This is a genomic window from Streptomyces sp. WAC 06738 (assembly GCF_003945505.1).
Taxonomy (GTDB): domain Bacteria; phylum Actinomycetota; class Actinomycetes; order Streptomycetales; family Streptomycetaceae; genus Streptomyces.
Genome location: NZ_CP029618.1, coordinates 7,057,301 through 7,073,631, shown reverse-complemented (window position 1 = coordinate 7,073,631; position 16,331 = coordinate 7,057,301). Strand labels below are relative to the sequence as shown.

The window sequence follows — 16,331 nt, the reverse complement described above, 5'->3', positions numbered from 1 at the left end:
CAGCCACCCTAATGAATCCTGTGGTATGAAATCGTTCCACTCTTCCCCACGCGATATACCCAGAGCTGTCCCGCTCCCGCGGGGACGCCCATCTCCTGCTCGTACAGGCCGAGCTCCTTTCGACCCCGCCGAATCTGAGCACGACTATCGGGCTTCAATTCGATGGGCACACGAACGCCAGTCGCGGGGTCAGTGTACCCGCCATCCGGGCGCAGACCGCTTGGCAGCGTGAACTCTCCTTCATACCCGAGGTGTCCACGGCCACCCATCACGTCGCTGAAATCTTGGTGCGCCTGACGGCCCAACGCGGCAGCAGAGTTATTCCCACTGGTACACGAACGTGCATTGTGGACTAGGACCGGCATCTCGCCGGCCAGTGCATAGTACGTGTGGATGTCGCGGATGGTCAGGTCGTGGGTGGTCTGGCGCTTGGTGTAGTGGTCGGCAGCCTGGACGGTGGTGGTGTCGCCAGTGGCGGTACGGATGGTCGTGCCGGGGAGGAGGTCGCCAGCGTCGATCCATTCGCCTGCGTACTCGGCCCAGAAGGGGTGGGTGGTGGTGGCGGTGAGCTGACCCGTTTGCCCGTCTTCTGTGGTGAAGGTGAGGCGAACGAACTTCTTGTCGTCGTGGGTGGTGATGAGTCGTTTGACGGTGCGGGTGGTGGTTTCTCCGGTGTCGGGGTCGGTGACGACGACGCGGTCACCGATCTCAATGTCTTCGATCCGCTTGGTTCTGCCGTCGGCGAGGAGTACCCGTGTGCCGGGGGTGAAGCTGTGGCACTTCCCGAAGGTCTTCTTCAGGAGCTTTGCCCCACCCTTGAGGAGAAGACTTCCCGCCTTTCCTATGCCTGGGATCAGTTCGGGGGCTTCCGCCAGGCACCCCAGGCTCGGGTCGGTCAAGCATTCTTTCCAAGTGGCGGGGTCTGGGAGCAGGAACGATGTGGCGAAGATTCCCGCCTTGTCGAACCATGAGTACTCCTCGGCAGGAGGAGTCTGGTCGCCGAGCCACATGTAACCGAGGGCCTTGTCCGGGTTCTTCAGGTATTTGATCTTGCCGAAGAGGTCGAGTTCTCCCGTGTCGGCGTTTGCGATCCCCTCGTAGAGTTCCCCCTCGAAGGTGAAGGCTGCCCGGACCCCGCCTGTGGGTTCCCCGTCGAAGGAGAGGGTTCCGTCGGCGCGGGTCTCGTTGCCGGTGCCGCAGCTGACGTCCAGCGCGCCAGACCCTTCGCCTCCGCCGCAGGCGAGGCGGTGGCCGTCGAGTTCGATGTTCGTGGTGGGGTTGCCACCGGTGAAGGCGTAGCGATTGCCGGTGGTGGGGTCGGTGCCGAGTTGCATGTCCGCGAGCGCGCCGTTGTAGGTGTCGCGGGTGAGGAAGCGGTTGAGGCCGGGGCTGTAGTTGCGGAAGCCCATGTCGTAGGTGCTGGTGGCGGCGTCCCAGCGTTTGGCGTTGTACCGGTAGGGGTTGAAGGCGTCCTCGTCGGGATTCGCCGGGTCCGGCTTGTCGATGCCGGTGAACTCGGCGTCGTTGTCGGTGCCGTAGGCGGTGTAGCCGTAGGTGGCCTCGGTGTTGCCGTCCTCGCCGGTGACGGTCTCGACGTCGGAGTGGCTGTTGTAGCCGTAGACGCCGAGTTGCTGGGTGCCGCCGGGTTTGTGGGTGATCTGTGACAGGCGTTGCCCCCACGGCCCGTACTGGTACGACTTGGTGATCCCGGATCCGACCCGTTCGTCGAGGACTTCCTTCGACACGCCGAGGTAGGTGAAGTCCGTCGTCTCCGGACTGGAAGTGCCGGCACCAGTGGTCTTGGAGGTAGTGCGGTCCAGGGGGTCGTAGGTGTAATTCGTAGTCGCCGTGGTGCCGTTTTCCTGGAGCTTGGTGTGCTCGGCGACGTGGTCGAAGCCGTCGTAGGCGTTCTGCTCAAGGATCTTGCCGTCGGCCGTGACCGCCTCCAGGCGGCCGTAGGGGTCGTAGGTGTAGGCCGAGGTGACTCCACCGGAGCCGTCACCGGTGGCGGTGGCCTGCTGCAGCCGGTTGAGGTTGTAGTCGAAGCGGGTGTCCACACCGTCGACGGTCTGCTCGACGACGTTGGCGTTCGCATCGTGAACGTAGGTCTCGATCCCGGCGCCCAGGCCGGCCTTGTCGAGCTTGGCGATGCGATCCACCGGGTCGTAGGTGTAGGTGCTGGTGGTGTCTGCCAACGCGCCGGTGTCGGCGTTCATGCGGCTGAAGACGTCTTCTGCCTTGTTGCCGTTCGGATCCCAGTCATAGGCGTGGGAGGCAACCAGGGCGCCGTCGTTGGTCTCCCGGCTGCTCTTGAGCGCGCCGTTGGCGTAGTAGTCGTGGTCGAGCAGGTTGCCGTTGGCTTTGGTCTCGACATCGACCATGCCACGGGGGGTGTAGGTGTAGCTCGTGGTCTTGCGGGTCGGGTCGGTCTCCGAGGTGGTGTCGGCGATCTTGACGGTCTCGAGCAGGTTGCGTGCGTTGTAGGTGTAGCCGGCCCACTGGTCGGGGTGCGTGGACGTCTCCGGTTGGCCGTTCGCGTCATAGGTGAAGGCGGTGGACTTCTTCTCCTCGCCGGCCAGGTTCTCGGTGACCTTCGCAAGCTGGTTCAGCCCGGTGTAGACCATCGTGTAGGCATCGATCCGCGTGCCGGACGAGGTGTCGTCGACGTCGGTCAGGTTTCCGTTGCGGTCGTAGCGGTAGCCGAAGACCTTCTCCTCAGCGTCAGCTGCCGCATCGTACGAGCGGACCAGTTTGACGGCGTCCGCGCTGACGGTTCCCTGGCCGGTTCCGGAGACCGTGATCGACTTGGTGCCCTGCTTGTAGCGGTAGGTGCCGAGCTTCACCCAGCGGTTGGCGTTCTCGGCCTGGTCGATCTTCTTGGTCGCGGGGCCGCCGCCGGCGTGGTCGATGCGGTAGGTGGCGGTGCCGGCGTCCGACTTGGCCGGGTACTTGGCGTAGGCGGTGTACTGGCCGTCGCGGGGGATGACCGTCTGCCAGGTGAACGTGCCGGTTCCTGACGTCTGGCTGCGATGGTTGAACCCGGTGTCCTTCGGATCGCCCGAGAGCGCGATGGACTTCGACGCCTTCCAGGACCCGGAGGTGGAGGTGTGCTGGGTGTCGGAGTTGTCGACCAGCACCACGGCGGAGCCGTCGGGGACGCCGGAATCCTTCCTGGTCTGCAGGGACCCGTCGGGGTAGTAGGCCCAGTCCATCGGGCGTTCGGAGGAACCGCCTGCGGAGATCAGCCGTCGGCTCTTCTGCTGGCCGAGGTCGTTGTAGTCGTAGCGGGTGACGATGTCCCACGGGTCGGTGGAGGTGCGGATCCAGCCGTTGTCGAAGTACTCGTAGGTGGTCTCGTTACGGACCGTCTGGCCCTCCGACGGCGGCGCCGAGACCGTCTTGACCCGTCCGACCTCGTCGTAGAGCGTCTCGGTGTAGACGTCCGGGTTGTTGTAGCGGGCGTCGTTCGGGTCGTAGGGCTGGTGCTGCCGCCACGGCCGGTTCAGCTCGTCGTACTTGGTGACCGCGGTGAAGTCGTCCGCCGTCCCAGTAGTGGCGACGCCGCGGGGGGTTTCGACCTTGGTGCGGTTGCCGGCCTGGTCGTAGGTGAACTTCGTGGTGCGTACCGTGCCTGCGTCGGTGTCGTAGGGGACGCGTTGGGCGATGGGCAGGCCGCGTTCGTCGTAGTCGACTTCGGTGGTCTTGTCAGCCTGGTCGGTTGTGGCGATGACCAGGGAGTCTTTGTCGTAGGTGGTTGTGGTGGTTTCGCCGGCGGCGTCGGTGACCGTTTCCGGGCGGTGGTTGAGGTCGTAGGTGGTGTGGGTGGTGAAGTCGGTGGTGTCGGGGGTGGTGTTCTTCTTGGGGTCGATGACGTGGGTGACGTTGCCGACCTCGTCGTAGCGGTAGGAGAGCTTGTCGCCGTCGGCGTTGACGACGTCCGTGAGCTGGTAGATCGCGTCGTAGGTGTTGGTGGTGACGAAGTCGTCCGGGTTGTCTGCTGTCACGACGCCCTTGGGCTCGGTCGTGGTGAGGAGGTTGCCGACGCGGTCGTAGGTGTAGCGGGTCTCCCGGCCGGTGGTGTTGTTGTCCGGGGCGGTGGCCGAGGTGGTCTGGTCGGCCTCGTCGTAGACGGCGGTGGAGACGGCGCCGTTGGGGGCGGTGGCGCGGGTGATGTTGTCGTTGGCGTCGAAGACCGGCGCGGGCGTGGTGATGAACTCACCCGCAGTCTTGGGTACGACGCTCTCGCCGGGGCGGCCGTAGGTGTCGTAGGTCTGGGTGGTGGTCTTGTCCAGGGCGTCGATGACCTTGAGGACCTGGCCGCGTTCGTCGTAGACGAAGTCGGTGCCGTTGCCCTTCGGGTCGGTGATCAGCCGGGGGTAGCCGGTGGGGGTGAAGTCGGCGTTGGTGGTGGTGTTGTTGCGCGGGTCGGTGGCCGTCTGGAGCTGGCCGTGGCCGTCGTAGGTGTAGCGGGTGGTGTAGTCACCCGCTTCCGCGGTGGCGGTGCCCTTGGGGTCGGTGACGGTCAGCAGGTTGCCGTACGCGTCGTAGGTGAAGGTCCAGGTGCGGCCCTCGGGCGAGGTCTTGTGCCACAGGTCCTTCACGTACTCGTCCCCGACGCGGGAGGAGTACTCGTACGCGGTGGCGTTGTCGGGGGTGGCGCCGTCGGTGCAGACAGCGGGTTCGGGGACGCCGCCTGCGGCCTTGTTCTGCTCGGCGTCGCGTTGCCAGAGGGGGTAGCCGGTGGTGGGGTCGTAGCAGTAGGCGGTTTCGGCGCCGTTGTTCTCGCGGAGGTAGGTGACGTTGTTGTCCGCGTCCCAGGACATCTGGGTGGTCTCGTTCTTGGCGTTGGTCAGCGTCACCGGGCGGCCGAAGTCGTCGGTGGTGTAGTCGGTGACGTTGCCTTCGGCGTCGGTCAGCTTGGTGTCCGTGAACTTCGGGTTGTCCGCGGGGTTGTCCGCGTCGCCTGCCGCGTACGTGAACGTGGTGTCGTTGCTGCGCCGGTCGGTGATGGTCTTGGTCCACCAGTGGTACTTGGGGTCGTCCCCGGCGCTGGGAGCGCTGTATTCGAGCCGCGTGGTGTTCTGGCGTGGGTCCTGGACGCCGGTGAGTTTGACGTTCTTGTTGCCCTGGTCGGCGTCGTAGGTGAAGTCGAATTCCTTGGGCTGTGCGCTGCCCGCGCCGTCGACCATGCGGCCCAGCAGGCCCTTGGTGGTGTAGTAGAAGGCGAGTGTGCGGCCGGAGATGTCGGTGACCGACTTGATGTGGTCGTAGATCTTGGAGTTGTTCAGTTTCCCCGTGCCGGCGACCTGCTTACCTGTGTCGTCGATGTAGTCCCACGTCGTGTCGCCCTTCTGGTAGTACTCGACCTCGAGGGACTTCCGGCCGGCGGGGTCGGTGATGTAGTCGAGGAACTTGGTCGGCTTGTTGTTGGACTTGCGCTCGGTATACGTGTAGGTCTGCGTGTTGCCGTTGGGGTCGATGACCGAGGTCAGGTAGCCGTCGCAGCCGAAGAGGAACCGGGTGCCGTCCGGGCGGGTCGCCGTCCAGGCGTCCGGGATCGGGTCCTTGGCCGGGGTGCAGTCCAGGTCCTGTTTGGGTGCGAGCTTGTAGTGGACGCCCGCGGGGGCTTTGAAGGTGCCGTTCTCCTGCTTGCGGAAGATGTGGGTGGTGCCGTCACCGTCCGGCCAGCGGACCTCCGTCGGGCGCGGGTTGGGGTGGAAGTCCAGCGGGGCGCCCAGGCGTAGTGGGCCGGCGGCCTGAGCGGACCAGCCGTGGCCGGTGATGGTGTCCGAGGTGTCGAGGGAGTTGTAGGCGACGCGGAAGAAGGTGTTCAGGCCGCGGCCGGGGTTGGTGAAGGCGTCGTAGGACCACACCGCGTTACCGGCAGCGGTGTTGTTCATCACCGTCGAGCCGGCGCCGGTGGACGTGCCGGTGTAGGAGTAGAACTTCTCCAGGCCGAGTTCGTCGGAGGTGGGGTCCTCGACGGCGACGCGCTGGGTGAGGCCGGGGATGCCCTCCTGGTCCGACAGCCACCTCTTCACGTCACCGCGGTAGACGTCCCAGGTCAGCTGATAGTCGGTGCGCTTGTTGCCCGAATCGGAGTTGATTGGCGTCGTGACCTGCGCGATGACGGTCTTTTCCGTGCCGGGCGGGATGCTGGCCGGCAGGCCGGTGACGATCGGCTGTCCGAGGCCGGGCGGGGTGCTGCCGTCGGGCAGGGTCCAGCGGTATGACAGCCCCCATGTGCCCGGGTTGGCATTCAGGGTGAAGTCGGTGGTGTTGGTGAACGTGACCTTGACGTTGTAGGTGCTGTTCGGCGTCATCCGCTGCGGCGTGTCAGGTGCGTAGTACGTCGACTCGGCGGTCGCGTCGACGTAGATGACGCGCATCAGCGGGCCGAGCTGCTGGTCCTGGGCCTCACTGGAAAGCCACAGCGACCGCTCCCGCGGCCCGGTGGCGGACTCGTTGGCCAGCTTGACCATGGCGCCCTTGTTGGTGTCGGGCGTGCTGACCCAGCCCTTGACCATCGTCGTGGCGTCCCACCAGTGCCGGCCGACGTCTTCGGTCCACTGCGGCACCGTGTCCGAGAGGGTTGCCGAGAAGTCTCCGCCGGGCTTGGTCCAGGCGGTGGTGGCGTTGGCGTTGTTCCAGGTCGCGGTGGTCTCATCGAAGCTGCGGTCGAGGGGGCGCAGTTCGTAGACCGCGCCGGTCGACCCCTCGTCGCGGGTGGTCTCGGTGCCCCACATCTGCAGTTGGGCTTCGAGGACGGTCGCGGTGGCGGGGATGGTGGAGGTGTCGAAGTCCAGCGCGGCGCGGGTGGTGCCGTAGGTGTCGGAGTTGTTGCCCACGGACAGCCAGTTCTGACCCACGTTCCAGGAGTTGATCGTGTCCTGGTTGGTGTTCGGCTGCGCCGAGGACAGCGTCGTATCCGCCACCGCCCCGCCGGTCGAGCCCTGGATGAGTTTCATCGTCCGGCCCGCTTTGGGGATGCCCACGATCCGCGTGGGCGAGCCCAGCAGGTCACCGTCTGCCGTCTTGACCGCGATCTGGTAGTAGTACGACTTCCCGATCTCCGGACCCGGATCCGGCGACGGCGTCGCGGTCGTATCGGTGAAATTGTCGGCGGTCCGCTCACCGATCGGGGCGATCAGTGTGGCCGCGGAGGGGGTGAACGCCTGCTGGGTGGAGCGGTGGATCTGGTACTCGACGAAGTCCGCCCCCGCATCGGTGGTGGTGTTGGTGTACGGCTTCCAGTGCAGCTCCGGACCGGTGCCGTGCACGACCGTCGGGGAGTCGAGTGCGGTGCCGATGCGGCCGTAGGAGACCGTGAGCCTGGGGATGGTGGACGTCTCGCCGCCGTAGGAGCCGTCGCCGGCCTCGTACCGCGGCCCGCCGCGCGCGTCCTCGCCCCTGGGGGCTTCGTCGTACGCCTTGAGCACGAAGCCGTTGTTGGGCAGGGTGCCGTTCACCCACTCCTGCACCGAGTTCTTCACCGGGAAGTTGTGCCACTGGTTGTACTCGCCGGGGTCCTTCCACAGTTCCGCCCGGTTGACCAGCCGCACCGCGTCCGCGACGTTCTTGCTCGACGCGTCCCCGGTGTCGCCCAGCTTGATCGTGTTCGCGGTTCCCTTGGCGTAGCTCAGCTCCTCCGTGCCCAGGTCCACCCACCGGCCGGTGGTCCCGCGCTGGTCCACGGTGAAGTTCGTTGTGCCGCCGCGGTGCTTGATCTCGTACGGCGCCGCCGACGCCGCGTCCGCCACCCCGGGGATGTACACGTCCGTGAGGTAGCTGGCGGTCTCGGGAACATCGGGCTGCCAGGTGTACGACTCGCCGGTGGCCGAGTTCTGGTTGTAGCGGTAGTCGGACTCGATCCCCGCCCCGGCCACCCGGGTCCAGTCGCCGACCGCGGCCGTGCCGGCGCGGCCGTCGTCGAGCTGCAGCTTCGTACCCGACAGATCGCCCAGCAGGTTCTTGGTGCTGTCCCAGGTGGCTGTCGTCTCGTCCCAGGGTCCGGTGGCCTCGTGCGCCTCGATCTTCACTTTCTTGCCGCCGGTGGTGTGCGTCTGGTCGTAGTACAGGCTCAGCCGGGCCGAATCGACGGTCACGCCCGCCGGGATCTCGTTCAGCGGGAACTTGATCAGCGAGCGGGCCACACCAGTCGGCGTGGTGCCCACCTGCAGATCCCACGCCTGCCTGAAGTTCACCCCGGGCTGATCGGAGAGCACCATGACGTCCTGGGACTGGGACGGCGACGGCGCAATGGTGATGGTCGGGTCGACCTTCACCGGGTACTGCCGCTCCTTCGCGGCCAGCCACCCCGCATCCGGCGTCAGGGTCAGCAGCCACTGCTTCCCGTCCCGGCTCAGCTTCTGCGTGACCTTCGGACTCCACGCCTTCCCGTACGGGGAGGAGGCGTCCTTGGCCGCATCCGTCATGAACGGCGCCGGGATCACCAGCACCGGATCCGGGCTCGTCTCGTGGAAGAACGCGACCGAACCGTCCTTGCGGGACTCGGGTGTCAGACCGTCGGTGACGTCCATGGTGAAGGCGAACGACACCGGCCCGTCGGGCCGCTCGTGAAGGACGATGTCCTCCTTCACCTCCCCCGTGCCCACCCGGTATGTGAGGTCCGCACCGTTCACGGCGTCGGGGTAGGTGACGGTGCCGCCTTGGGCCCGCGGCTTCAGCTCACCGCTCGCGTCCTTCAGTCCGAACGTCACGGACTGGCCCAGCTCCGCCTCGACCTTCAGCAGCCGCTCGGCTGAGTGACCGAAGTAACTGCGGGCGAGGTTGGTGGTATTGGCGTACGCGTAGCCCTTGGCGTCGGACTCCCTCACCGCGGTGTCGATCGCCTTCCAGGCGCCGCCACGGGTCTCGTATGACGTGGGCGCGGCGGCCAGCTCCGCCTCGACCCCGCCGTCCGACATCCGCCAGAACCGCGCCTCCGGCGTACGGCGACCGGTCAGCTCCTTCACCCGCTTCGCCGCCCGCTCCGCCTTGCCCGGGGGCAGCTTCTCCCGGCTCGCAGGGTTCTGGCTGTCGCTCGACGGCGGCTCGTCGTCATCTGGATCGTCGTCGGTGAACCAGTCTCTGACCGTGTCGACGACACCGCCCGCCCCGGGCGTGGAACCCACCGCAAAAGCCGGCTGCGGCAACAGCGTCACCAAAAATGCAGCCGCCACCGCCGACGAAACGAACCGCCCCAGCCGAGCCTTCATTCCGCACCCCTTCACGCCATTTCCCCGCGCGTGAATACACGCGGAAAACGGCACGCCGAATAACCGGACGGACAGATGCCCGGCCAGCACAACGCACGCAATGCATGGGGGGTAGCCGCCCGATCTTCAACGGGCGGTGGTGTACCTGTCAAGCGATGGGCGATACACACTCAAATCAACTCAAATACATGTGCCTGGGGAGCGTGTAGTAACACCGTGCAGACGCAGTGAATCCATCAACTGCCCTGGTCAACACACCACGGCGACCTGCTTCCGCAGTAGAGCCCTGCCCGAATCTGAGACTCACCCAACGCGCCGTGAATTCTCGCCAGAAAAGGAGAAGAGGCCCCTGCGCTTCCCCGAGAGGCGGGCGTGTGACACTCTCGGCCTGCCAGGAATTCAGCGCCCGAAGGCGAAGGGATCCTCACCCATGCCTACCGCGACGACCGCGGAAGCCGAAACGGATAACCCGCACCCGCCACCCGTACTCCTCTCACGGCACCGCCGAACTCTCACCGCTGCCCTTACCGCCACCGCGCTGGCCGCAGCCGCCCTCCTCGGCCACACCCTCACCCGCAACGACGACGCCCCACCCGGACAACGCCCCGCGCCCACCGCCCCGGTGACGTACACCGTCGACGGCGAGGGCACCGCCCAGATCACCTACGTCGCACGAGGTGCCACCGGCACCACGGTCCAGGAAGCAGCCCTGCCCTGGCGCAAGTCCGTACGCGTTCCCCTCGGCAGAACCCCCACGATCACCCTCATCCTCCCCGACCACGGCGGCCAAGCCACCTGCACCCTCGCCATCCGCGGCAACCACGCCCAACGCTCCACCGCCACCGGCCCCCACGGTCGCGCCACCTGCAGCGCAGAACTCCACCGCCACCGCTGACCCGCGGCACGATAGGAAGGGGAAGCACATGGCGGATGGTGGGCCGTTCCTGCTTGCCTGGGGGCTGTGAGCAACCTTCTTCGGCTGGATCGTCGCCACGAACTTCCGCGGGGCCGCCCTCCGCCTGCACCTCCACACCACGCTCATCAGGCCGGAACGACTGAGCCACGTGTCGTGGCCAGGACTTCGCCTCCTGCGCGCAGTGGCCGGGGTGTTCGCTCTGATCGGCCCGGTCGTCCTCGTCTCCAGGCGGTGAACGTCCTACCCCGAGAGGGATGGCATCTGCCCGAACTGCCCCAGCAGCCGCTGCCCTTCACCGCGTGGGCCCGGCATGGTCGTGGCGTTCTGGACGTGGGCGCGGCCGGGTGGTGAGGAGGAATAGGCCGGGCGGATCGGACGGCCCGGTGGTGCACCCCCACAGCTCCATCCGCCCGCCGTACAGCGGCCGATACTCCACCGTGTCCACCAGTACGCACCCCTCCCCGAGCTCAGGCAGCGCCTCTCCCGGCCCGTGCTGATCAGCGCCACCGGCGCGTAGTGGGACTGCACGCAGCTCACCACCGTCACCTGTCCGAGGCGAGCAGCACTGGCCGGCCGCTGGTGAAGTCCGGCGACTCGTCAAGCCGCTCGAAGCCGCTCTCCACACGCTCAGTGACGTAGAACTGGCTGTAGTCGATGTTGATGATCCCGTCCCGACGCTCCATGGCTTCTCCCCACATCGCCGCTAAGGATGAGCCACTGTATGGCGCCGCTGTGACAGTCCTGACTCCGCTGATCCGCAAGGTTCTGCCTCACACCTGCAAGCTCGAAGTCGAGCGGGATTGGAGAGCACCGGCGTTGGGACTACGAACGCATTCCTGTCTCGCCTCGGGCAGCGGGGTAGTCGGACCAGTTGTCGCCGGTGAAACGCGCCTGGCGGTTAGCGGTGCCGGGGTAGGGGCGGGCGAAGGGGAGTCCGACCGCACCACTCACAACTCATCGCTGCTGTATGGCCAGGTGGTCAGCAGTTGGCCTGTGCGAAGGCCGCGGTGGGCAGCGGGGCCCGAGTGTCCTCCCAAACGATGTAGATCCCGTGCTCGCGCTCGAGGAAGCGCAGGAAGGCGACGTCGGCGAGCCCCTGGCCGGAGTAGACGAAGCCCGGCACCCCCTCCTTTGCGCCCACGCCTCCCAGATGCGGCATGCCCGGTTCGTAATAGGCCAGCACCTGGCCATCACGGGCGTAGCCGATCTGGCGCTCGCCATTGGCGCTGCGGAACACCGTGTACGCACGCGTGCCGCGCGACAACGCCGGCAGGAAGGCCGTGGCGCTGGTGGAGACGTCCTCGATGGCATAGGCCCAGCCGGAGACCGCGCCGGCGCGGACGATCACCTCTGGATGGGAGAGGAATCCCGCTTCCGTCAGGCGCGCCACCAGCGCCTCGTCCTCCCAGTCGAGAAAATCCAGGTCGCCCAGGTGCCCGTCCTCCGGCCACATCTGGAGTTCGGCGACCGCGTCACTGGTCAGCTCGTGAATGTGCTCGAGCTTCGCCCCCATCCGCACTAGCAACTCACGCGGCTCGATGCCCTCGCACAGCGTGAAGGTGTAGCCCAACTCGTACTCGGTCGCTATCCACCGCAGCCCGCTCGACACGTCCGCTCTCCTCGCAGCCGACAACTCACGCTGCAACGTAGCCCAGCCAGCCCTCATGCAGCGACCACGTAGGCGGGTACTCAGCAGCGGCCTGCGCGGCCGGACGGCCGCGGCGGCGTACGCGTCGCTGGAGCGCGTCGAAGGCCAGCCGGCCCTCGTCGGGAACCACCAGTTCGCCGTCCAAGACCAGTTCCTCCCCTAGCGAAGCCGCAGCCGCGGTGATGTCCGGGAACGCTTCGCCGAGGTTCGCCCCGGACGGGACTGGACGAAGGTGTGGCCCCTGCGGGCGACGTCCAGGGAGTTTTTCGCAGCGGCTAGTACTCCAGTGTGACTTCGCGAGCCTCACCCACGGTGGTGCCCGCGCCGTGGACGAGCAGCAGATCATCCGGTTGGACGCCGAGATCGTCGAGCGCGTGGAAGGCCCCGCTGGACGCGCGCGATGGACACACAGACGGTAACATTAACCGAATTGTCGCATTTCTGCCTTCTGAGAAGTCCGGCACGCGAGAGGCGCCCAATGCCCAAGAGCCCCAGGAAGCAGAACCAGCGCCCAGCACTAACGGTAATAGTCCCCGAGGAACCGCCAGAACTCACCCCCGAGGCCGCCAGAGCACTGCTGTCCCTCCTGGTGAAGGCGCACGAGCGCTCCGGGGACAGCGCCCCGACCCCTCCCACTCCCGCTCCACCGGGAAAATCTACTGCTCACCAAATGGACAATCCAGGCAAACGGGGGACTTGAACCCCCACGCTTGGCCGTTCGATAAAGCCGCTGGTCAGAGCGCCACCCGGCGGCATCTTGACCTAGAGCCGCCATCGGTCGCCAAAGGTGTCCACACGACAAAAGCCCTGGTCAAAGGGCGGACCAAGGCCGATTCTAAAGTGTCCGAGGGGGACTTGAACACTACACCCACGCTCTCACACGGAGAACGTCATTGCCGTTGAAGTGATCGATGCCCCTCCCCTGCAGACCCACCTGCTTCGGTCTGACCTGCCGGAACGGCAATTCGTCTACACCTGATCGTCTGGTTCAGGCGGTCGGATCTGGAGCAGGTTGGAGATGCCGCCCTGGTTCACACAATCCTGTGCGAGGTCGTGCACATGCCAGTAATAGTCGAGATCTGGTTCGCCGGCGTTCACGGTGGTCTCGACCGGTGTGTAGCGGCGGAGCGGAGTCGAGACGTCGTGAAAGGGGAAGCCGAAGGTGTCCACCGTCAGGATCGAGAGCGGATCCTTACCGTTCCAGTCGATCCGGACACGCACCTCGTACTCCGCGCTGCCGGTGGCACCAGCGGTGGTGCGGACCAGCGCCATCAGATCTGCGATGGCGCACTCGATGGCTGAAGACTCGACCTGCCAGCCCTCGAAATAACCGTCCCTGCTTCTGTGCCCACCAACAGCAGCCGCGAGGGTCACCGAGCCGTCGTGATGGATGGTGACCCACGACTCCTTCCACGCTGCATGCTCACTCGTTGCTGTGTTGACGGCAATCCAACGGCGCAGTCCGGGACGGGGGTTGGATCGATCCACGCTCTCCAGCGGATGGATGCCTCCGCGTCCTGCATAGACCAGGGCCAGCTCCGCGGTTCTCTCCAGGACGACTCGTGCCTCGTCGCGGGACAGTCGGCCCGCAAGGCGGGGGATGCGGGGGTGAGCAGCAGCGATCAACCATGCGCGCCTGTCGGCATCGCGTCCGGCAGCAGCCTCGTCAACCAGCGCGTCCAGAGCCTCGGTTGCGTGGCGGCGTTCGTCGAACCGGGCGCGGTACATGGCTTCGATCTGGCGCTCTTTCATCCACACCGTGTCGGAGTCGTTGCGCACTGGTGCACCGAAGTACTCGTGCCTGTAGATCAGATGGGGTCCATCGACGCTCGACGGGACCTCCACCACCACCGCTCGGTTGCCCGCGGACTTGAGTCGGTGCACACGCAGATCGAAGACCGGCGGCGAGATGGCGGTGATCGCAGCGCTGCGCAAGGCGCGCTCATGGGCCTCTTCGAACTCGCCGACATCGACACGCTTCGCCGCCGCCTTTTGCTTCTCATGGACGCCGTAGACGATCATGCCGCCGCCGCTGTTCGCCATCGCCGCAACGTCCTTGGGAAAATCCGTCTGGGATATCCCCCTCGCCGGGGGCAGTTCGGACTTCCAATCCAGGTCCGTGGCCTCCGCTACGCCGGCTGCCACCGCGGCATCGAGGAGTTCATCGGTTATCGGGCCAGGTGTCATGCCGAGCGCACGGTGAAGCGCAGTGAAGCTCATCCAACGATGATATGCGCACCCGTTCTCGCAAGGCGCCGCAGCAAGCCACGACGTAGGGACCCGCCACCCAACCACCGCGCCGACCCATCGCCGTATACGGAGAGCGCTTCCAGCTCGGTTCCGAGCTCGGATGGTCGATCGTTTTCAGGGGACCCTGCACTGTGGCCTGGCGGATGAAGCTCGCATTGGCCCTGGGTAACGGCCCCGGCGACCACAGGCTGCAAGTGCGGTGATGGACTCCGCGCTCACTCCTCGAAGAGGTCAGCCTGCGTCCAATGTGCCGGGGCGGGTTCGCCGGAGTAGAGCAGCCCTTCCAGGTGTGCCGCATCTTCGTCGTCGAGGTCGAGGAAGAGGCGCAGGGTCGTGCCGAGAAGCTCTGCGTAGGGAAGCAGTGATCGGGCGCCTGGAGGGCTCGCCGTGCGAGTTGTGAAGTTGCAGCGCAACGGGGTCCTGGTCGGCGTCAGGGCGAGTGCCTCGACCACTCCCTCTTCCTGGCCGAACGCCGCGCTGATCCCGTCGAGTTGCGGGTCGTGAGTGACGTCCTCACCGGGCGCGTCGTAGCCGATGCTGCGGTTGGTCATCAGCATGCGGATGGACGTCAGGGCGATGGAGAAGCGACTGGCCCGATCGCGAACCTGGGCGAGCAGGGGTGCCGGGTGTTCCTCGGGGAAGTCCAGTTCTTTCCGGCTGGCAGCCAGATAGGCGGTAAAGCCGGGCCCGCACAGACCCAGGCGCCCGTTATCGACGACCCAACGCCAATCGGTGCCCGAGTCGGGGGAACGGCGGCGATCGTCGACGATCATGCAGACATGGCCCTTCCAGATCTGGATGGCGCTGCGCATCAGGTGCTGGAGGTTCGGCGTGTCGCGTACGTCCGTGCCCAGTAGTGTCTTGGCAGTCACGAGCGGGCGGATACGTCGCCAGAAGTCTTCGTCGGGAATCTCTCGTGAGCCGAGCAGGAGACTGAGTGAGGTCTCATCCAGGGTCGAGCGGACAGGTGCGTCGCCCGGGAACTCCAGAAGGGAGCGACCGCTGCCTTGCCACATGGCGGCCATAAAGGTGGCCATCCGGCGCGAGACGGTCGGCACTGTTCGCCGCGTAACCTCGGACAGAGCTTCCCGGGTGGGGTCGGTCCTTCCTGCGCGCGCCGCCTCCACGCCGCTCCCGACAGCGGTCAGGAAGTGCTCCACTCGGTCTTGACTCATGATCCCCCGGCCGCCTTCGACGATCGCGTCGGAGGCGAGAGCGGTCGGGGAACGTGTCAGGGTGTGCGCCGGCAAGGCACCGAGCCCGGAAGGATCAAGGATGAGTGTGTCATGCTCCTCCGCCACCGCTTCCAGACGGGCTTGCGAATGATCAACATCCACTTGCGCCAGCGGCACCACCAGGGGCTGCTGCTCGCGCTCCAGGAGCATCACATCTGATGCGAGTAGATCCGGGTCCGCCGACGCGCGGAGGTAAATGCGCCGTTCTCCCTTGCGTGTCCCCGAGTTCCACGTCATCAACAAGTCGGGCACATAGGAGTGGTTGAAGAAGTCCGTTCGGATGATCCTGGCTTGGGGGTGAATGAGCAACAGCCGCCTCTGGATGACGTCCTTGACGCGCTCGACAGCCTGGCGTGGATCAGGGTGGTCAAGCGCGCTGTCGATCTCGGGCGCAACAGGCGTCACCATGAGGTCCCTCCCTGGCTGCTGTAGAACTGCGCGACGACACCTCGCCAGTCATCGAGCGGGACGAGCCTCTCCTGCTTCTCGGACAGCACCACCAACCAGAGCCGCTTGGACAGATCCTCGACCACCTCGTTCTTGATCAGCTCCGCGGCTTCGGCGCGGTCAGCGGCGCCTAACGCCCGCTGTGCTTCAAGGAACACCGCCTCGCGGATGATCTCGGGGGTGGTGAGCTGATGCCAGTCGTTCGCGCGGAACGGTGCCCAACTGATCCACATGAAGTGATCACCCAGCATGTACTCCTGACTGAGCGCCACATAGCACTTCGCCAGGAAGCTCTTGTACTCCGTCCCCTGATCGCTGGCGTTCTTGCGCCACTTGACCTCGGCGCAGAACATCTCGCCGTGCCACTCGCCGCCACGCATGACGCCGCCCAAGTCGAAAGAGAACGGCTTCCGGTTGCCATGGGGCCAGCACAGAGTCAGCTTGCTGGCCCACACCCCCTCGGTGTTGGGATAGGACTGCGATACCCGCATCGTCCCTTCGAGCCATTGCTTGGCCCGCCGTACGGCCTCTGCACCGACCAGGTGCGCCTCTTCGCCCGGCACAGTCGGAGCATATCGTCAAGATTGGGTATTCAACACACCACAGGGCGTCCCTGC

Annotated in this window: 8 protein-coding genes; 2 read left to right on the top strand and 6 right to left on the bottom strand. The window is 66.1% G+C overall.

The features are described from left to right. Positions 1–8: 8 nt before the first annotated feature. Positions 9–9,134 (bottom strand): DNRLRE domain-containing protein, encoded by a 9,126-nt coding sequence (locus tag DMB38_RS30825; protein WP_346429531.1) that lies wholly within the window; start codon positions 9,132–9,134, stop codon positions 9–11. A gap of 514 nt (positions 9,135–9,648) precedes the next feature. Here DMB38_RS30825 and DMB38_RS37280 point away from each other — a divergent pair. Further along, a complete protein-coding gene (locus tag DMB38_RS37280; RefSeq protein ID WP_240662556.1) occupies positions 9,649–10,113 on the top strand; it encodes a hypothetical protein in 465 nt (154 codons plus the stop codon). 563 nt (positions 10,114–10,676) lie between these two features. Here the strand turns inward: DMB38_RS37280 and DMB38_RS36290 are convergent. Next, the gene (locus DMB38_RS36290; RefSeq protein WP_164716142.1) at positions 10,677–10,817 is read right to left on the bottom strand and encodes a hypothetical protein; all 141 of its coding nucleotides are present in this window, start codon (positions 10,815–10,817) and stop codon (positions 10,677–10,679) included. A gap of 296 nt (positions 10,818–11,113) precedes the next feature. Further along, positions 11,114–11,743 carry a DUF6461 domain-containing protein gene (locus tag DMB38_RS30815; RefSeq protein ID WP_125937890.1) on the bottom strand — a complete coding sequence of 210 codons (630 nt, stop codon included), beginning with the start codon at positions 11,741–11,743 and terminating at the stop codon, positions 11,114–11,116. A 55-nt stretch (positions 11,744–11,798) separates the two neighbouring features. On the opposite strand from DMB38_RS30815, the gene DMB38_RS36285 reads away from it, so the two are divergent. Then, positions 11,799–11,945 (top strand): hypothetical protein, encoded by a 147-nt coding sequence (locus DMB38_RS36285; protein WP_164716141.1) that lies wholly within the window; start codon positions 11,799–11,801, stop codon positions 11,943–11,945. 806 nt (positions 11,946–12,751) lie between these two features. Here DMB38_RS36285 and DMB38_RS30800 read toward each other — a convergent pair. The 3 genes from DMB38_RS30800 to DMB38_RS30790 all read right to left on the bottom strand — a co-directional run bounded on the left by DMB38_RS30800 (position 12,752) and on the right by DMB38_RS30790 (position 16,277). Continuing rightward, positions 12,752–14,002, bottom strand: coding sequence for an ATP-binding protein (locus DMB38_RS30800; RefSeq protein WP_125937889.1), 1,251 nt, complete (start codon positions 14,000–14,002; stop codon positions 12,752–12,754). A gap of 245 nt (positions 14,003–14,247) precedes the next feature. Further along, the gene (locus tag DMB38_RS30795) at positions 14,248–15,675 is read right to left on the bottom strand and encodes a hypothetical protein (protein WP_125937888.1); all 1,428 of its coding nucleotides are present in this window, start codon (positions 15,673–15,675) and stop codon (positions 14,248–14,250) included. Then, positions 15,669–16,277: a hypothetical protein gene (locus DMB38_RS30790; protein WP_125937887.1), complete on the bottom strand. Its 609-nt coding sequence runs from the start codon at positions 16,275–16,277 to the stop codon at positions 15,669–15,671. The genes DMB38_RS30795 and DMB38_RS30790 overlap by 7 nt, the downstream gene beginning before the upstream one ends. Positions 16,278–16,331 lie beyond the last annotated feature (54 nt).